This is a genomic window from Microcoleus sp. Pol14D4, from assembly GCF_036701245.1.
Lineage (GTDB): Bacteria > Cyanobacteriota > Cyanobacteriia > Cyanobacteriales > Microcoleaceae > Microcoleus.
In genome coordinates, this window is the sequence record NZ_JAUBQM010000003.1 from 182,632 (window position 1) to 199,688 (window position 17,057).

Consider the following 17,057-nt stretch of genomic DNA (forward strand, 5'->3'; position numbering starts at 1 on the left):
GTTGAGCTGTAGGCAAGCGCGTTTTAGCAAAAGCTAGCGATCGCTATCCGCAGTTAGGAATTTCTAGCACTTTCGGCAAAAAACACTGCGGGTAGCAAAACCTTTGTTTTTATAACACAGGGGCAGGACAATTAGCATTAGCGACTGTTGTCTGCTAATTGCTGTTGCTGCCAGAAATGGGGTCGAGAGCCGGCAAGCCAGCGATCGAGCGTTGCTGTTTGAGGCTTTGCACTTCCAGCAGCAAGGATTCGATTTCCGCTTGCAAGTGCAGGAATTTAACTTGCTGATCGGCTTGGTAGGGGCACTTCACCGAATTTACTTTGCGGGCTAAACTGGTCGATAGCGTAGAAGAACTAGCCATTTCGGGATTGCTCGCGGTGACTTGAGGCCGGGAAAGAGTCGATGAATTATTTGACATTAGTAATTGGGTAGACATATCTACACATTCACACCATTAAGTTACTTTAACCTGAACCGATCGTATTAAACATCAAATTAACCGATCGAGCTAAAATTAGTGTAAATTCTTCGGCCATTGCCTAAAACCATTGACACCGTGACCCTGATTCTACCTGCTACTGACTCTGCTGCTAACTCTGCTGCCCGCGCCGCCGAGCCGAAACGCTACGGCTGGCCCGGCTTGATCGAAGCTTATCGCCCCTACCTGCCGGTGACGGAAACCACGCCGGTAGTGACCCTCCAAGAAGGCAATACTCCCCTGATTCCAGCACCTGCGATCGCCTCTATCATCGGTCGAGACGTGCGCGTCCTGGTCAAATACGACGGCCTCAACCCCACTGGTAGTTTCAAAGACCGGGGGATGACAATGGCGATTTCCAAGGCGAAGGAAGCTGGTGCGGAGGCAGTAATTTGCGCCAGTACCGGCAATACTTCGGCCGCCGCCGCCGCCTACGCCCGACGCGGGGGGATGCGAGCTTTCGTGTTAATTCCCGAAGGTTACGTGGCTTTGGGCAAGCTGGCGCAAGCTTTGCTGTACGGTGCGGAAGTGATTTCGATTGGGGGAAATTTCGATCGAGCCCTAGAAATTGTCCGCGAAATGGCTGTTAACTACCCCGTGACTTTGGTAAATTCGGTGAATCCTTACCGCTTGGAAGGTCAGAAAACCGGAGCTTTTGAAGTCGTTGACGCCTTGGGCGACGCCCCCGACTGGCTGTGCATTCCCGTCGGAAATGCGGGAAACATCACAGCATACTGGATGGGTTTTTGTCAATACCACCAAGCCAAAAAATGTTCGCGCTTGCCGCAGATGATGGGATTTCAAGCTGCCGGGGCTGCACCGTTGGTAACGGGCTCACCGGTATCGCACCCAGAAACCCTGGCGACGGCGATTCGGATCGGCAACCCCGCTAGCTGGAAACAGGCGATCGCAGCTTCCGAAGCCAGCCGCGGCAGTTTTGCGGCAGTCACCGACGCCGAAATTCTCGACGCTTACCGTTTGTTAGCATCACAGGAAGGAATTTTCTGCGAACCGGCGAGTGCAGCTTCTGTGGCCGGCTTGCTGAAGGTAAAAGACCAAGTTCCGACTGGGGCGACGGTGGTTTGCGTGCTGACTGGTAACGGTTTGAAAGACCCGGATACCGCAATTAATCACAGCAACAATCAATTTAAAAGTGGCATTGCTCCGACTTTGGATGCAGTAGCTGGGGCGATGGGATTTTAGCAGAAGGAAGAGGGAACAGGGAAGAAGGAAGAAGGAAGATCGAAACAGGCAAGACGCCTGTTCCACTCTTAGTTAAAATCTCTTGTGGGGTGGGCATCTTGCCCGCCCCTAAGCGTATCAATAAACCCCTGTGAGATCGCTTTTTTCTCGATCGACTCAGCGAGACAATTTTTTCATTATATTATGACTAGCCCTACTGCAACCCTGTTAATTGCCTGTCCCGATCGCAAAGGGCTCGTCGCCTTACTGGCAAATTTTATAGCCTCCCACAACGGCAATATTATTCACGCGGATCACCATACAGATTTTACCGCCGGATTATTTCTGAGCCGGCTAGAATGGCAATTAGATGATTTTGACTTAACCACCGAACAAATAACACCTGCTTTTAGTGAAATTGCCAAGGACTTACAAGCCAATTGGCAACTGCATTTCTCGCATAAAATTCGACGCATCGCAATCTGGGTAAGCCGTCAAGATCATTGTTTATTAGACTTGATTTGGCGACAAAAATCTCAAGAAATCAGAGGTGAAATTCCCCTGATAATCAGCAACCATGAAAATTTAAAGCCCATTGCCGCACAATACGGTATCGACTTTGAGTATATTCCCATTACTAAGGACAATAAAGCTATTCAAGAAGCACAACAGTTAGAACTTCTTAAAAAATATAATATTGATTTAGTAGTTTTGGCTAAATATATGCAAATCTTGAGTCAAGACTTTATCAGAAAATTTCCCAATGTGATTAATATTCACCATTCATTTTTGCCCGCGTTTGTGGGTGCAAATCCCTACGAGAGAGCTTATGAAAGAGGGGTTAAAATTATCGGTGCAACAGCCCACTATGTTACACCAGATTTAGATGCGGGCCCGATTATTGAACAAGATGTTGTGCGCGTGAGTCACCGCGATGAGGTGTCGGATTTGGTTCGCAAAGGTAAAGATTTAGAAAGAGTTGTGTTAGCAAGGGCGGTGCGATATCATTTACAAAATCGTGTTTTAGTTTACGGCAATCGGACTGTGGTTTTTGCTTGAAAATTAGGCATGATATCCATCGGGTTTGTTACTCCTTCGATCGCTCGGCGAGTGATATCAATTCCGGTTACACGAGCCAAGTGCAGCGAATCCCAAAGTTTGCTCAGCTTGATATTTTGCATGAATTTTGAAGCGGTTAAGATTGTCCGTTGTCGTCAAGTTGCGATCGCCCTTGGCCCACTTTTCGCACAGAGCCACTAATACGACGAGGTTTCGGAACTTTACGTTTGTCTGCGGGCCATCCTTCACGCTGCTGGGAGCGATGGCCATCGGTTTCTTCGGTTTGATCGTGCAACAAGATGTTCCGGGTTGGATAAGGCAAATCGAGGCCGTTTTCCACATATAGCTTTTTTTTAATAGCACAAACTACCTTGTCGCGCGATCGCAGATCGTCAATTCGGCGCGGCGGAGCAATCCACCACCGAACGCGGAGATTGACCGTACTTTCTGCTAGATCCATCGCCAGTACATCGGGTGCAGGATCTTTCAAAACCTCCTTCAGGCTGTACAGTGCTTCCATGATTAACTGCTTGGCGTGGTCAATATCGTCGCCGTAACCAATACTAATATCGTATTCCATGCGGCGTTTATCGAAAGCAGTATTCACTGTCACCGAATTCGTAAACAATTCGGCATTTGGAATGACAATCCGCCGACCATCATAAGTTTGGATTGTTGTAGCGCGAGTCTCAATATTTTCTACCGTGCCCTCAAAGTTTTTAAAGACAATTTGGTCATCGATTCGGAACGGTTCCGTCAACAGAATTAGGATACCGGCTAAGAAGTTTTGCAATATCTCGCGAAATGCAAAACCAATCGCCACCCCGCTAATTCCCAGCAGTTGCACCAAATCGCCAGCTTTTAATGTAGGAATTACAATCGAAAGAGAAATAAATAGACCAACTAGAACGATCGCACTCTGGGCTAACCGTCCTAACACCAGCCCCAAATTTCGAGCTTGGTGGTGGTGGCGGGTAAGTCGCCTGACCACTCTCTTAATTTGCCTCCCCACAAAGTAAAAAATTGCAAAGACAATTAAGGCCAGCACAATATTAGGCAGCATGATCGTAAAGCTGTCGATCATGCTCTGAATCTTTTTCCAGACTATGGATATCTCTGCCTTCATGAAGTTTCCTCGCGCATCAGTCGTTGTCGATAGTAGTAAAATTTAGCTCGATTAAGTTCTATCTAAAGACTGTAGGTTGGTACGACGCGAGGCAGATTTTTTGGCAGTTTTCAAAATTTTGAATGCGGATTATAGGTTGGGATATAGTACAGTTACATCGATTAGTAAACCATCTGTAGATGGGGAATAATAAAGAAGCGGATGAATTAATGCCCTCTAATAGCAGGAACAGCAAAAACAACGCATCGCTGACTAAATCCCACCTGCTAAGGGGACTCGCCATGCCGACAATTCCTGAATTTTTAACTCCTAATTCCCAAAGGGCGGTAAGTCGAGTAACTGATTTTTAGAAGGTGGAAGCTGGGCGGGATTTTTGCCTGGGGCGGAAGTTTGGCGGATTTCCAGGGCAGTTTCGCCAGGATTTGCAGTGCGAGTAGGTACTATCTCCAAAGAATATACTGTCTCGGTTTTTGCAGGAGCGGGATTTTGGGCTTTCGCGAGCAAGTCAACGGCATCTCCGAGGGCGCTAGTTAAATTTTTGCTAGTTTCGGCATGACGGGCTTCTTCTTGTTTCAGGGCTTGAGTGAGTTGTTTAACTTGTTCGATCGCCCGATCGCGCTCTTCGAGAACTTCTGCTAACTTAGCTTTAAGTTCGCCTACTGTTTGCAGTTGTGCGATTTCCTGCTGGCGAGCAACTCCAGCATCATCGCCTTCGGGCACAAGGGGGGAAAAATTTTGTAACTGCTCTATTTGTGCTTCCAGAGAAGCGATGATTTGCTGAGTTAATTTAGCATCATTCCGCCGCTGCTCGGCTTCGGTATTGTAGAGTTGGCGCCACTGAGCGGCACTTTCACCGGCCTCATCGCGATCGCGCGAAACTTCTGTTAACTGCTGTTGCAGCCGCTTGATTTCATCTAACCACTGTCTGACATCCTGAGCCATATTGATTTTAGATTTTAGATTTTAGATTTTAAATTTTAGATTAGCAATGGCTTAATTAAGTAACGCTCCTTATTTCCAGTTGCGCGATCGTCCTGCATCCATTTTCCATTTTCGAGTTCCCCTTCTCCTGTGCGCTATGAACATTTATTACTGGTTGCGCTACCTGATTTTAGCTTTGTTTAAGGCGCTTTTAAGCTTGCTTCGAGCTCTCAAACGGAAATTTGGGGGTTTTTGGCTGTTTTGTCGGTGTTTGACTTGGGGCACGCTCAAGGAAGTCGGGGCGAAGGCGGGAGAACAGCGCTTGCCGGGGCTGTCTGCGGAAATGGCCTACAATTCTATGCTGGCGCTGTTTCCGGGGCTGTTGGCTATTTTATCTGCGATCGCTCTATTTGAACCTTTGCAGTCAACACTTTATCAAATCGCCCGTCTTTTGGGCGAAGTTATACCCGATGACGTGCGGAATTTGATTGGTGGCTTAATCAAAGAAATTATGTTAACTCGGAGTAAAGGGCTGTTTTCGGTAAGCTTTCTTGGGGCGATTTGGGCATTTTCTGGAGTAATGAGCGCGGCGATGGCTGCACTAGATCGCATCCATGAAACCCCCAGCGATCGAACTAGACCATTTTGGAAAGCCAAACTTATTTCTCTGGCGCTCAGTATCGGTACAATTGTGCTGTTAATTCTAGCATCGGGAGTAGTATTTGTCAGCGACTTAATTGTACAAGCTATTGCCCGCCAGAGTTGCCTGCTGGAGTCCGTCGCCAATTGCGATTTAAAAGATGTCCAAAATTGCTTGCTCCTCGCCGGCAATTGCCCTTTAGAGTCGCAACTGTTAGGTGCTTGGCGGCTGTGGAGGTGGCCGATTTCTTTGGGAATTGTATCGCTGGCTTTTGCATTTATTTACCGCTACGGGCCTAGCCGCCGTCAACCCGATATTCCTATTGTATCAGGAGCTGTTTTTGCTGCTATTTTGTGGGCGCTATTTTCAGCTTTATTTCGGTTTTATGTTTTGCATTTGGGCAATTACACTTGGACTTACGGCACAATCGGAAGTTTTATTGTGTTGCTGCTGTGGCTGGATATTTCTTCTTTGGTAATGCTGATAGGCGCTCAGTTGAATGTGACGGTGGGAAAGGCTATAAAACAATCAAAATTCAAATAATTTGTTAATTTTGAATAGTTAATTGTTATTGGCCGGATGCTGGCTTACCTACGGAGTACAGTGCTGAGGATGCCCGCAACAAAAGAGAGAAAAATCAGTATCCAAATGACACCACCGGGAATAAATGTCAAGAGGCCAACACCTCTGAGAATCCAAACTAGGAGGGTGAGGCCCAGGATAGTCAAAAAGATGCGGGTAGATAGTCGCATTTGAAATCTAGGAGAATTAGTCATGTTGAATGTTAAAGTTTTGTCTGGATCAATGATAGCTGCTTTGCTGGCGATCGGCAGTTACCTCACCTTAATTTCCACTCCCGGTTCCACTGTTGCGCTTAGGGCTACAAATGTGCTGGGAGGAGCGGCAAATGCTGCTCAAAAAACACCTTCTGCCAGTTTAACAATTTCCGATCGCACAATTGGAGCGGCGAAGGTGGGGATGACTTTTGGAGGATTGAAAAAGGCTCTCGGTTCCACAGCGCAGTTTAAAGTTCAGTCTCCTTTTATGGTAGACTTTGATGCTGTGGCTGTCAGCCAGTCGGGAAAAGTGCAATATCGGATTATCTACGCTGCGGGTACAAAGCTAAAAGATACCGATATCATTGAACTTTTGATGACTGAAAATGCTAATTATAAAACAGTTCAGGGCGTCGGGCCGGGAATGACTCTGAAACAAGCAGAGGCAATTTACGGCAAGGCGACTTTATCTTATAACGTAGATAATGAAATGAGAGAAGGGGTTGTATTTGCCAAGCAACTTACTAGAAACATTATGTTTGTTCCCAAGGCTGAAGGGAAACAATTTGCGGGAGTTTATGGCGCTGGTCAAGGGGGATTTTATCAGACTAATAAGTATCGGCCAAATGCTGTGATTCGATCTGTTATGGTGCGGAAGTAGCCTTCAGATAATTCCCAGAAACCGGGTTTCTTCCGAGATATCTCGCCACCCAACCTAAATCATCCGAGAAACCCGGTTTCTTAGCCTAAAATTAAGGATTACCTGTAGTTACGTCCAAATACTCTTGATTGTCAAGATAAGTTTTAATATTCTCCAGTATTTGACGTAGGTATTCTATGACTTCCTCCTTAATCTCTAAAAGTTCCTCAATAGTCTGATCTCGCCCCACTTCCTCAAAAGACTTAACTCCGTGCGCTAAGTCATTCCTGTTGCGTTTAATAACTAAAAGATTTTGCCCGTCTTTTGTCTTAGTAGGTTCTGTTTTACATGAAAAGCCATATTTTTCGGCTATTTCTTTAATCAACCTAGCATCCACATTCCCGGAAAATAGTTCTTCGCGTTCAAATGTAGCTGTGATGATGTCTATAGATATTTGGTTAATTTGTAAATGAATTTTCTTAGGAGAACGGTTTTTAAGATTTTGAAGAACAATCATTTTGATTTCTGGTTTGAGTTGATCGAAGGAGATTGCTTGATTTTTAAACTCATCAAATATGGCTTCAATGGCATTTCGCATAGTGGATTCAACTAAGTTATACAATAACAAAAAGCCATTGGCTTTAAGAGTTTTTGCCAACTCAGGATTAAGAATTTGTATTTGATATTGTCCAGCACTATCGGCGACAGCTAACTTAGTGGTTTGTTTGATTAAGCCATGTAAAAAGATGAAGTAATCATCTACCTCTTGAGCGCGTGTATTGAAATCTAAGAGTACAGTATTCATCTTTAGCCTAGCAGTCGATCGCGGACATACTCAATGCGTGAAACTACTTTATTTTTAGAACTGCTAGCATCAGATTTTGTGAGATCCTTAAATTGTTGTGAATTGAGTAATTCTGTTGACTTTGGCTCAAGATTGCTGTTTTTTCTCAAAGCAAGAGCAACACCGACAGCCAGAGACTCGAATTTAATCCGAGTTGTTGTTCTCGCGCCATTTTTACCTTGGCGAAATCCTTGAGGAAAATATTTTTCTACAAAATTTAGCATTGACTCGAATTCGGCCCGCATTTTTTCGCGATCGAATTTCGGATCTGCATTTACTTGCTTCAGATACTCATCAAGGAATATGTTTATCTTACTATTAAACTTCTCATAGTTATTTAAAAATGCAAAAAAACGCAACACAAATTCTTGCGGTTCGCGGCTGCGAATAGCAGACTCAGAAAAAGCGCATAATTTGCGGAACTTGTCATGTTTCGATAGTTCTTCAATCAGTTCGAGAAACTGGCCGGGCAGTATACCTCTGCGCTTTTCCATCTCGTTTAGATCGACGCTACCTGTATTAATGCGTTCAAATAAATCTCTTCGCACTTCCTCATTTGCACTTTCAGTTAGTTGAATCATCCGAAGTGTAGTGCGGTTGAAGCGCCTCTGACGGGCTAGGGGCAAATCAGCAAACTTAAATCCATTTAAACTCTGTATTTTCTTTAAATCTGTCAAGGTTAATTCGTTATTTATAAATCTAGTTAGAGTCCGAATGCGTTGTGTACCATCTATTATTTCTAAACGGGCTTCATCGTTTTCGTCCTCATGGATGTCAGCAACAAAAATATAAGGTATTGGCAGACCCAAAATTATAGACTCAATAAACTTTGACTGCCTTGCGTCATCCCAAGCCATTTCACGTTGGTAGTCGGGGATGAACAACTCATTGGTATCCTCATCCTTTCCTTCCATATATTTTTGAACGAGTATTTCGACTGGATACTCTTTGGTATCGTAATTAACTAGCTGCTGCTTGTCGCGGATTTCGGCTTCAGCAGCATCAACCTTTTTGTGTTGCTCGGTAGTTTCTAGTTTCGATCGCATATTCTTAAATAATAATCGGAAATTGCGGAGTGAATAGACTTATCGGTACTATGATTTTACCATAAAAATTTGGGACTTACTTCGTAAAAGCGATCGCACTTATCAAAAAAAGTGCGATCCCCCAAATTAAATCAACTCAAAACAGCCGGAAAATTACAATTTATAACCGGCTGGCGAGGGAATTGGCACAGCGGCCCAACGCCGATAAACGGTTGCTGTCCCCGCTTAAATCGAACACAACCTCAAACTTAACGTGAGGTATAGTTTGTCGCAGAAACTGAAAATGCCCGTCTGCATCTGAACGACTGCGGAAGCGGGCGACAATCATCCATTGATGAGAAGGTAACAAACGGGCGATCGCCCAACAACACAAGCGGTCTTTGTATGTCAACATAGAACTCGTCTCCATTGATATTTTTGGAGCCAGAGCCAGCCCGGAACCTTGGACAGTGAGGGGCTGGCTTCTGACGTTTTAAGGCCTGAGCCTTATATACACTAATAGCATAATTTGATGCTATTGACATCAAATGACACAAAAATATATCAAATGGTGTTGGAGTGTAAAATTGAAGACAATTGAAGTAAAACCATGCCAGCCCATGCCTTCACGAATGCGAGTCACAGTTACCCTGCCAGAAGACGTTCATCAAGCCTTGTCCGAATGGGCTGAAGAAGAAGATAGAACCCTTGCAAACCTGCTATCCCATGTGGCAGCTAAAGCAGTCAGAGAGCGCCAAGAGCAGAAAAAGGAAGAATCAGAAAGCGATCGCCCTTAAGCGATGGCCACGGCGTAAGATGGACTGTGTTGAAATGTTTTGCAGTACAACGAATGGCTTCACGGGGACGAGTTACCGCATATTTGCCAGAAGAGATTCAAAAAGCTCTCGAAGAATGGGCAGAAGACGACAGCAGATCCGTTAGCAGTTTGGCAACGTACCTGCTGACGAAATCTGTTCGAGAACGCCAACAACAGAAAAAAGATAAATCAGAAAGCGATCGCCCTTAAGAACGATCGCCCACAATCCCATCCGCGTCCATCCGCGTCCATCCGCCTATATCTGCGGTCAAAAAAAGAACCACCGCCTCAAAAAAATAAGGTGGGCCGCAGCCCACCCTACTAAGATTATTTAGCAGTCACCAACTGTGCCGGCAGCCGCTTAAACGCCAACCTTTCATTCTCGATATCCACAAAAATGGTATCGCCGTCAGCAAAATCTCCCCGCAAAATACCCTTAGCCATTTGCGTTTCCAACTCGCGTTGAATTCCCCGCTTCAATGGCCGCGCACCGTAAACCGGATCGTAACCAATTTCTGCTAAGAAGTCGATCGCAGATTCTGACAATTTCAGAGACATTTTGCGATCTGCTAACCGTTTTTCCAACCGCTTCACTTGCAACAGCACAATCTGTCGCAGTTCCGTCTTACTCAAACCGTGGAAGATAATCATCTCATCAATCCGGTTCAAAAATTCCGGGCGGAAAGTTCCCCGCATCGCTTCCATCACCCGACTCCGCATTTGTTCGTTATCTCCGGCCACATCTAAGATGTATTGAGAGCCGACATTCGATGTCATAATAATCACAGAATTCTTAAAGTCTACCGTGTGACCTTGAGCATCAGTAACGCGGCCGTCATCCAGAATTTGCAGCATGATGTTGAATACATCCGGGTGCGCTTTCTCGATTTCATCGAATAGAATCACGGAGTAAGGACGGCGGCGCACAGCCTCAGTTAATTGTCCGCCTTCATCGTAGCCAACGTATCCCGGAGGCGCACCAATTAACCGCGAAACCGCGTGTTTTTCCATGTATTCCGACATATCAATTCGCACGATCGCTTCTTCCGTGTCGAACAGATAAGCCGCTAATGCTTTCGCCAACTCAGTTTTACCAACACCCGTGGGGCCGAGGAAAATAAAACTCGCAACCGGACGATTGGGGTCGGCTAAACCTGCGCGCGATCGCTGAATTGCATCTGCAACCGCCGTCACCGCTTCATCCTGTCCGATTACCCGCTTGTGCAGTTCATCTTCCAAGTGCAGAAGTTTTTGCATTTCCGATTCAACCAACTTGCTGATCGGAATTCCCGTCCACTTGGAAATAATCTCGGCAATGTCACCTTCTGTGACTTCTTCCCGCAGCAAAGTTTTACCTGTGGTTTGAGTTGCTGACAGTTGAGATTCAGCTTCTTGCAGTTGTTTTTGCAATTCGGTTAACTTGCTATATTTCAACTCAGCAGCACGGTTCAGGTCATATTTTAATTCAGCTTGCTGAATTTCAATATTCACCTTATCAATCTGTTCTTTAATCTTTTGAATGCTGCCGATGACACCTTTTTCCGATTGCCACTGGGCATTCAAAGCGCTTTGCTGTTCCTTGAGGTTTGCTAAATCTTTTTCCAGTCTTTCCAAGCGTTCGATCGAAGCAGCGTTACTTTCTTTTTGCAGCGACAGTCTTTCCATTTCTAGCTGCAAAATCCTGCGGTCAATTTCGTCTAGTTCTTCCGGCTTGGAGGTAATCTCCATTTTGAGTTTAGCCGCTGCTTCGTCCACTAAGTCAATGGCTTTGTCTGGAAGGAAGCGATCGCTAATATATCGAGTAGACAAAGTAGCCGCCGCCACTAGGGCGCTGTCAGAAATTTTCACACCGTGGTGAACTTCGTACCGTTCTTTCAAGCCCCGCAAAATCGAGACAGTATCTTCAACTGTCGGTTGGTCAACATAAACTTGTTGAAAACGGCGTTCTAGGGCCGCATCTTTTTCGAGATACTTGCGGTATTCGTCGAGAGTTGTAGCGCCGATACAGCGCAATTCTCCCCTAGCTAACATGGGTTTAAGTAAGTTGCCGGCATCCATCGAGCCTTGAGTTGCACCCGCACCGACAACGGTGTGAATTTCATCGATAAATAAGATGACTTTGCCGTTGCTGTCGGTAACTTCTTTGAGCACCGCTTTCAAGCGTTCTTCAAATTCTCCCCGGAATTTTGCCCCGGCAATTAAAGCGCCCATATCTAGGCTAATTAATTGTCTGTCTTTGAGAGATTGCGGCACATCTCCGGTGATAATTCGCTGGGCGAGTCCTTCGGCGATCGCAGTTTTGCCGACTCCCGGTTCCCCAATCAATACCGGATTATTTTTGGTGCGACGGCTCAAAATTTGAATCGTGCGGCGGATTTCGTCATCCCGTCCGATTACCGGATCGAGTTTGCCTTGACGCGCGGCTTCTGTCAAATCTCGGCCGTATTTTTCCAGCGCTTCGTATTTGCCTTCTGGATTTTGATCGGTCACTTTGTTCTTCCCCCGAACTTGGGTAATGATATCTTTGAGCTTGGCTTCATCTAGTTTAAATTCTTGCAGCAGATTTTTGCCGAAACGATCGTCCTTAACGTAACCTAGTATCAAATGCTCGATCGAAATAAATTCATCGCCGTACTCTTTTCGGTAAGTATCGGCGCGATCGAGCAAAGTGTCGAGAGAACGACCTAGATAAACGTTGCCGCCGCTTCCAGTGATTTTGGGCTGGCGGCTGATAAACTCATCAGTGCGATCGCGCAATTTTGCTACAGAAACTCCAGCTTTGTTAAATAAGCTGCTAGCAAGCCCTGATTCTTGTTCCAGCAAAGCTTTCATCAAGTGTTCGCTTTCTAGCTGCTGCTGCTGACCTGCTTTGACGATTTCGGGGGTGCGGGCGAGGGCTTCCCAGGCTTTTTCGGTAAATTGGTTTGGATTATTCGGTTGCATAAATTTTAATTCCCTGCATTAAAAATGATGGCTGCTGTAGAGGCAATTGCTCGATCGCCCGTACAATTGTCATTGTAGGGAGTTACGGAGGGCGATCGGATCGGTGTTCCCCTATCTGTAGATAGGTATTTCCGTCCTTTGTCGCAGTTTCTGGCAGCCAAAAGCAAACTGTCGCCCCTAAAAGTTGCACTCTTCGATAAAAGCAACTCTCACCTTAAAAATGCTTTCTAGTGCCACTTGAAAAAACGGCATATTCTTAAACAGTCTCCTGCTGCGGAAAATGGAGAAACACTCATGTAAATAGGAGAGAGGACTTGAGAAGCGTCACAGTCCTATAGCTAAACTCAAAGCGTTATTGTTTTACTCATCAATAACAGCCGCTATAACTCTCACACCTGGAAAATATAGCTATGAAAATTTTACCTTTAATTTCGTTAGGTATTATAGCAAGTGCCGCGATCGCAGTAGCCCCTGAAGCTTTGGCAAATACCTGGCGTGCCGCACACCGGATGTCGGGTTTTTCCGCCGACAGCAATTACTACTTGTATCTAGAAAGTTCCAGAGATACAGGAGCGGGAATTCCCAAAGCAAAATTGCAAATTGTCCAAGTTGCTGCAAATTCCTGCATCAAAAATGGGTGTATCCAAACTAAATATGGCGAGCCAGACTCGAATAAAAGCACTAAAATGGCAGAAGATGACTTGCTTCAAAAAAGTTGGAATAACAGGCAAACTTTGAAGTTAACTCCTCCTCAAGCTGGAACTAAACTCAACATTATTTCTCGTACTCCCGGAGCCAATGGAAGCGAGACAGTCGCCGTCAAAGTCAATACAGCAAAGCCTTTACAAATTCGCCTGGAACAGCGGCAAAAAAATGCTTTGGCTGGCAGAGAAAGCGCGGCCATGCGTCTTGTAATTAATCATAACGGTCGGCAGCGTGTCCTCGGAACGCTGAACAATTTTCAAGATTGGGTGTTCTCTTATTCAATCCGAGAAGTTCGTTTGTCTCCAAACGGGCGCAATGTAGTTGTGCTGGTGGACAAGACAGAACGCACTTTTGAAGGAGTCTTGAAAACTACTTTTGTACAAGGCTTTGTTCTTTAAGATTGCTATATTCCCAGGTTTTGACCTGGGAATTATCAAAACTAACGCAGAACCCCTATATGTAAGGTGCACACGGTGCACCTACAGATAGAGTCTATGCGTTAGTCCCGATCGGGTTGTTAATTATTCTTTATTTTGATAATTGCTGTATCAATACATTTTAAAATTTCCCTCTTCCTTCTTCCCTGTTTCTTTTTCCTTGAACATCTGCCTCCTGACTATTGACGAATGCTCAATCATTAATCCGTGTATCCCTGTCAAAATCCATATCTTGCCTGACTTCATGCCTGCATTACCACCCGTTCCGGGAGACTGACAATAAAAGTTGAACCTTTACCGTCTTCGCTTTCGACGCTAATTTCGCCGCCGAGAATTTGACACAAACGCTGGCTAATTGTCAATCCCAAACCCGTACCTCCATACTTGCGGGTAGTCGAGGCATCAGCTTGGGTAAAAGGTTTAAATATCTGCTCTAATTGCTCGTCCGTCATGCCGATGCCGGTGTCGCTGACTCGAAACATTAAAACTTGAGAAGTATAGTTTGAACCCGATTGAAAATCATTATTTTTATTTGGTTTCGTCGGTCGTGATTTTTCAATTTTCATTCTTTCGACGCCGATAGTAATGACGCCTTTTTCGGTAAATTTGGCAGCATTGCTGAGCAAATTGAGGAGAATTTGCCGTACTTTCGGTTGGTCGGCGTACATTGTGCCGAGTTCGCCTTTTGTTTTCAGTGCTAAAGCATTACCTTTTTTTTCTACTAGCGGTTGAGCAGTAGTCATCACTTCTTCAATCATCGTTGCTACGTCGAAGTTTTCCAAATAAAGGGTGACGTGACCGGCTTCTATTTTGGAAATATCGAGGATGTCGCTAATCATATCCAGCAGGTGTTTGCCTGCGGTTTGAATTTTTTCTAAGTCGGGGAGAAAATCTTCGGAACCGGAATCTTGAGCATCTTCTTGCAGCATTTCGCTGTAGTTGATGATGGCATTGAGGGGGGTGCGGAGTTCGTGGCTCATGTTGGCGAGAAATGCACTTTTCGAGCGGTTGGCAGCTTCGGCTGCTACTTTTGCTTCGTGCAAGTCTTCTGTATATTCTGCTACGCGCTGAATGAGTTCGTTGAGCGAAACTGCCAGCATTCCCACTTCGTCGGAAGTAGTGACGGGTACTTGCAAATCAAAGTTTGATTCTTCGGTAACTCGCTGGGCGATGAGGGTGGTGGCTTCTAAGGGGCGGGCGATCGCCCGGCTGGTGTATGCTGCAAGTAGGGCTGCGATACCGGCGGATACTGCTAGAGAGCAAACCAGAATCAGAGTTCCAAGTTTTTCTGCTTCCTCGTAGGTTCTAAATGCCTCATCTGCTTTATCGCGAAAGTTGGTGGTCAGTAGGGCTGAATCCAGGGAAAACTGCTCGAGTTTCAAAGCGGTTTCGCTAGTGACAAAATTGTTTAAGTTCCGCTGAAAACCTAGTCGCTGTTTCGGGTTCAAACCAGATAATTTTGTACTCCCCAACAGATTCTGTACTTGTTGGAAGTAAGCTTCTACTGTTTTGCCGTTGACTTGACTGAATTCTTGAAGCAGTTGGTAATCTTGGGCAACTGCGGAATTTGAAGTCGGCGACTGGGTTTGAAGTTGTTCGAGCTGTCCGCTCATCTGGGCGACGCGGGTCAGGAATTCCGAGCGTTCGCGATCGAAAATTTGCGGTTTTGCCGTCAGACTCGCGAGCTCTTGCTGGTGAATTCTGACTTCCTGCACCGTGTTATTGAGGTTTGTCAGGATTTCCGCTTTATCTCGGTCGATCGCTAGTTTTTCTCTAACTTGCTGTTTGTGATAGGATTCTACTCCCCGTCCCGCCACAGCACCCAAAACGGCAATACCAATGACCAAGGCGTATCCGCAGCCGATTTTCTGCCTGATGCCCAAGCGGCCCAACAGACTTTTCAACCCTATTTGAGGACGGTTATGCAGTTGATTTTTCAAAGCTAAGGTTAAAGACATGGGCAATGTACTCGTCACCTTTGAGAGGCACCATCTATATTCTAATTGATGCCTGCCGGAGGGTAAATAAAGTTCTGGCTTCGGACTAGGTTTCGGTAGTTCTAGGGTCTTTGCAGGGTTCCACAGCTCGATCGGCTTGACAGTTTGCAGCAGTTATGCGTAAAAAATTATAGCAGAAGGAAGAAGGATCTTAGGCTGCATTCAGCTTTCTTCCCTTCAGCGATGCGAGCAGGCAAGTCGCGGTTCCTGAGCGAAGTCAAAGGGTAGTGCAAGTCGCTCAGAGTAAAAAAAAGCAAGAAGGAAGAATCAGTCAAAGGCATGGTTTCAGTAATTAAGAACGTCCTCACCGTTTTGATGGTTGCGATATAAGTCGCGAGTTATAAGTTGCAAGTTATGAGTTAGATTTCTGATTGAAAACTCTACTCTACTCGCAACCCACAACTCTATCGCTGTTCTCCTACTGGCAAAGTCGAAATTGTGCTATCTCAGCAGGAATTTTGGAAGCATTAGGTACGTTTGCACTTGCTGGAACGAAGATTCCCAGGCCATAACTGCAACCCTCTGCCGTCGTGCATTCCCCAGGCTTAGCAGTGATTTGATATTCGCCTTGGGATGGGGGAGTAAAAGAGATTGACGCCAGTTCGCCTGTTTTTTGACTCACAGCGATTTCCTGACCGCTTGCATCCTTGAGAGATAAGTTTAAATCCTGACAATTTCCGTCGCAAGTGGCAACAAAAACATACTCCACATTAGGATGCAACGTCGCTCTAAAAGGAGATGAAACTTGCTTGCGAACTTGGCCCAGCAACGGCACAAATACTAATTTTTGACCGTTACCTTTCCGCTGGTCAACTTCTGTTTTCAAGCGACAAATAACCGTTTTTTGGTTTTCCGTCAGTTCTTGAGCAATCGCATTTCCTACAATTGCAGTACCGAGGATCAGCGCAAGGCCGGAAATAACCAGATGTTTGAAATTCATTGATGTCCCTTAAAGTTAATTTTGGGTGATTGCAATAGACCGCTTTTGTCAGCAGTCTATTAGTTTATCTGGAGCCTATCACATTTGTTGACTTTTCCGAAAAAACAGGTCGGAGAAAAGTGCGATCGCACTCATGTCTGGTTTTAGATTAATCTGGCGTCAGCTATCGCCGAAAATCCACAGATTGCAGACGGTAGGAGCAGAACCCCGTCCTGATTGTATTGTACTAAATTAGGGCGATCGCCATCAGTATCTAGAAACCCGGTTTCTGGGCGGATGCCTCGCAGCTCAACCTACGATTTATAGTAGAGACCGGGTTTAACAAGACCTGAATCTGTCCAAGACTGTAAATCTCTGATACAGGTTCCCAGATTCCCTGTCAACAACATAATACAAATTTAAAAAAGTCTTGCTACCATCCTAAATCTTATACCAATTATTAAAAGTCAAGTAACTGCTCAATAACCGCTGGTTGGAGTATCTGAGCTAAGTAGTCCCAGAACGCGAGCCAATAAACTTATTTCTCT

The 17,057-nt window shown here is 45.4% G+C and carries 18 protein-coding genes; 7 read left to right on the plus strand and 11 right to left on the minus strand.

What is annotated here, in order from left to right:
• Positions 1–154: 154 nt before the first annotated feature.
• Positions 155–436 carry a hypothetical protein gene (locus QUA33_RS03110; protein ID WP_333094632.1) on the minus strand — a complete coding sequence of 94 codons (282 nt, stop codon included), beginning with the start codon at positions 434–436 and terminating at the stop codon, positions 155–157.
• Positions 437–556: 120 nt separating this feature from the next.
• On the opposite strand from QUA33_RS03110, the gene thrC reads away from it, so the two are divergent.
• Together thrC and purU are read left to right on the plus strand one after the other, a co-directional pair.
• On the plus strand, positions 557–1,681 hold the full coding sequence (gene thrC / locus QUA33_RS03115) for a threonine synthase (RefSeq protein WP_333182735.1): 1,125 nt from the start codon (positions 557–559) through the stop codon (positions 1,679–1,681).
• Between the two features lie 183 nt (positions 1,682–1,864).
• Positions 1,865–2,719 carry a formyltetrahydrofolate deformylase gene (gene purU / locus QUA33_RS03120; protein WP_333146390.1) on the plus strand — a complete coding sequence of 285 codons (855 nt, stop codon included), beginning with the start codon at positions 1,865–1,867 and terminating at the stop codon, positions 2,717–2,719.
• On the opposite strand, the gene QUA33_RS03125 is transcribed toward purU, so the two are convergent.
• The 3 genes from QUA33_RS03125 to QUA33_RS03135 form a co-directional block, all read right to left on the minus strand.
• Complete coding sequence (locus QUA33_RS03125; protein ID WP_333146392.1) at positions 2,689–2,841, minus strand: hypothetical protein; 153 nt, start codon at positions 2,839–2,841, stop codon at positions 2,689–2,691. The two genes, purU and QUA33_RS03125, sit on opposite strands and share 31 nt — an antisense overlap.
• A gap of 14 nt (positions 2,842–2,855) precedes the next feature.
• Positions 2,856–3,845 carry a mechanosensitive ion channel family protein gene (locus QUA33_RS03130; RefSeq protein ID WP_333146394.1) on the minus strand — a complete coding sequence of 330 codons (990 nt, stop codon included), beginning with the start codon at positions 3,843–3,845 and terminating at the stop codon, positions 2,856–2,858.
• A gap of 309 nt (positions 3,846–4,154) precedes the next feature.
• Positions 4,155–4,787, minus strand: a complete 633-nt coding sequence (locus tag QUA33_RS03135; protein WP_333094628.1) for a hypothetical protein — start codon at positions 4,785–4,787, stop codon at positions 4,155–4,157.
• Positions 4,788–4,923: 136 nt separating this feature from the next.
• Here QUA33_RS03135 and QUA33_RS03140 point away from each other — a divergent pair, with 136 nt between their 5' ends.
• Both QUA33_RS03140 and QUA33_RS03145 read left to right on the plus strand, forming a co-directional pair.
• A complete protein-coding gene (locus QUA33_RS03140; RefSeq protein WP_333146396.1) occupies positions 4,924–5,949 on the plus strand; it encodes a YihY/virulence factor BrkB family protein in 1,026 nt (341 codons plus the stop codon).
• 231 nt (positions 5,950–6,180) lie between these two features.
• Positions 6,181–6,843, plus strand: a complete 663-nt coding sequence (locus QUA33_RS03145; RefSeq protein WP_333146398.1) for a hypothetical protein — start codon at positions 6,181–6,183, stop codon at positions 6,841–6,843.
• Between the two features lie 91 nt (positions 6,844–6,934).
• On the opposite strand, the gene QUA33_RS03150 is transcribed toward QUA33_RS03145, so the two are convergent.
• The 3 genes from QUA33_RS03150 to QUA33_RS03160 all read right to left on the minus strand — a co-directional run bounded on the left by QUA33_RS03150 (position 6,935) and on the right by QUA33_RS03160 (position 9,121).
• Positions 6,935–7,627, minus strand: coding sequence for an MAE_28990/MAE_18760 family HEPN-like nuclease (locus QUA33_RS03150; RefSeq protein WP_333146400.1), 693 nt, complete (start codon positions 7,625–7,627; stop codon positions 6,935–6,937).
• A gap of 2 nt (positions 7,628–7,629) precedes the next feature.
• Complete coding sequence (locus QUA33_RS03155) at positions 7,630–8,712, minus strand: DUF262 domain-containing protein (protein WP_333146402.1); 1,083 nt, start codon at positions 8,710–8,712, stop codon at positions 7,630–7,632.
• Between the two features lie 160 nt (positions 8,713–8,872).
• Entirely contained in the window at positions 8,873–9,121 is a 249-nt protein-coding gene (locus QUA33_RS03160; protein WP_333146404.1) for a hypothetical protein, read from the minus strand.
• A gap of 190 nt (positions 9,122–9,311) precedes the next feature.
• On the opposite strand from QUA33_RS03160, the gene QUA33_RS03165 reads away from it, so the two are divergent.
• Together QUA33_RS03165 and QUA33_RS03170 are read left to right on the plus strand one after the other, a co-directional pair.
• A complete protein-coding gene (locus QUA33_RS03165) occupies positions 9,312–9,488 on the plus strand; it encodes a ribbon-helix-helix domain-containing protein (RefSeq protein ID WP_333029546.1) in 177 nt (58 codons plus the stop codon).
• 53 nt (positions 9,489–9,541) lie between these two features.
• Positions 9,542–9,718 carry a ribbon-helix-helix domain-containing protein gene (locus QUA33_RS03170; RefSeq protein ID WP_333146406.1) on the plus strand — a complete coding sequence of 59 codons (177 nt, stop codon included), beginning with the start codon at positions 9,542–9,544 and terminating at the stop codon, positions 9,716–9,718.
• A gap of 117 nt (positions 9,719–9,835) precedes the next feature.
• Here QUA33_RS03170 and clpB read toward each other — a convergent pair whose 3' ends face one another.
• Both clpB and QUA33_RS03180 read right to left on the minus strand, forming a co-directional pair.
• Positions 9,836–12,451, minus strand: coding sequence for an ATP-dependent chaperone ClpB (clpB, locus tag QUA33_RS03175; protein WP_333146408.1), 2,616 nt, complete (start codon positions 12,449–12,451; stop codon positions 9,836–9,838).
• A gap of 5 nt (positions 12,452–12,456) precedes the next feature.
• Entirely contained in the window at positions 12,457–12,612 is a 156-nt protein-coding gene (locus QUA33_RS03180; protein ID WP_333146410.1) for a hypothetical protein, read from the minus strand.
• 249 nt (positions 12,613–12,861) lie between these two features.
• On the opposite strand from QUA33_RS03180, the gene QUA33_RS03185 reads away from it, so the two are divergent.
• Positions 12,862–13,554: a DUF2259 domain-containing protein gene (locus tag QUA33_RS03185; RefSeq protein WP_333146412.1), complete on the plus strand. Its 693-nt coding sequence runs from the start codon at positions 12,862–12,864 to the stop codon at positions 13,552–13,554.
• 281 nt (positions 13,555–13,835) lie between these two features.
• On the opposite strand, the gene QUA33_RS03190 is transcribed toward QUA33_RS03185, so the two are convergent.
• A complete protein-coding gene (locus QUA33_RS03190; RefSeq protein ID WP_333146414.1) occupies positions 13,836–15,551 on the minus strand; it encodes an ATP-binding protein in 1,716 nt (571 codons plus the stop codon).
• Positions 15,552–16,008: 457 nt separating this feature from the next.
• On the minus strand, positions 16,009–16,530 hold the full coding sequence (locus QUA33_RS03195; protein WP_333094610.1) for a hypothetical protein: 522 nt from the start codon (positions 16,528–16,530) through the stop codon (positions 16,009–16,011).
• Positions 16,531–17,057: the final 527 nt, after the last annotated feature.

What these genes read in the sequence shown, in the direction of transcription:
- QUA33_RS03190 (WP_333146414.1), bottom strand. Translation starts at nt 15,551, where the DNA reads ATGTCTTTAACCTTAGCTTTGAAAAATCAACTGCATAACCGTCCTCAA.
- QUA33_RS03170 (WP_333146406.1), top strand. Translation starts at nt 9,542, where the DNA reads ATGGCTTCACGGGGACGAGTTACCGCATATTTGCCAGAAGAGATTCAA.
- clpB (WP_333146408.1), bottom strand. Translation starts at nt 12,451, where the DNA reads ATGCAACCGAATAATCCAAACCAATTTACCGAAAAAGCCTGGGAAGCC.
- QUA33_RS03145 (WP_333146398.1), top strand. Translation starts at nt 6,181, where the DNA reads ATGTTGAATGTTAAAGTTTTGTCTGGATCAATGATAGCTGCTTTGCTG.
- QUA33_RS03165 (WP_333029546.1), top strand. Translation starts at nt 9,312, where the DNA reads ATGCCTTCACGAATGCGAGTCACAGTTACCCTGCCAGAAGACGTTCAT.
- QUA33_RS03135 (WP_333094628.1), bottom strand. Translation starts at nt 4,787, where the DNA reads ATGGCTCAGGATGTCAGACAGTGGTTAGATGAAATCAAGCGGCTGCAA.
- QUA33_RS03140 (WP_333146396.1), top strand. Translation starts at nt 4,924, where the DNA reads ATGAACATTTATTACTGGTTGCGCTACCTGATTTTAGCTTTGTTTAAG.
- QUA33_RS03160 (WP_333146404.1), bottom strand. Translation starts at nt 9,121, where the DNA reads ATGGAGACGAGTTCTATGTTGACATACAAAGACCGCTTGTGTTGTTGG.
- QUA33_RS03125 (WP_333146392.1), bottom strand. Translation starts at nt 2,841, where the DNA reads ATGCAAAATATCAAGCTGAGCAAACTTTGGGATTCGCTGCACTTGGCT.
- purU (WP_333146390.1), top strand. Translation starts at nt 1,865, where the DNA reads ATGACTAGCCCTACTGCAACCCTGTTAATTGCCTGTCCCGATCGCAAA.
- QUA33_RS03155 (WP_333146402.1), bottom strand. Translation starts at nt 8,712, where the DNA reads ATGCGATCGAAACTAGAAACTACCGAGCAACACAAAAAGGTTGATGCT.
- QUA33_RS03150 (WP_333146400.1), bottom strand. Translation starts at nt 7,627, where the DNA reads ATGAATACTGTACTCTTAGATTTCAATACACGCGCTCAAGAGGTAGAT.
- QUA33_RS03110 (WP_333094632.1), bottom strand. Translation starts at nt 436, where the DNA reads ATGTCTACCCAATTACTAATGTCAAATAATTCATCGACTCTTTCCCGG.
- QUA33_RS03195 (WP_333094610.1), bottom strand. Translation starts at nt 16,530, where the DNA reads ATGAATTTCAAACATCTGGTTATTTCCGGCCTTGCGCTGATCCTCGGT.
- QUA33_RS03185 (WP_333146412.1), top strand. Translation starts at nt 12,862, where the DNA reads ATGAAAATTTTACCTTTAATTTCGTTAGGTATTATAGCAAGTGCCGCG.
- QUA33_RS03130 (WP_333146394.1), bottom strand. Translation starts at nt 3,845, where the DNA reads ATGAAGGCAGAGATATCCATAGTCTGGAAAAAGATTCAGAGCATGATC.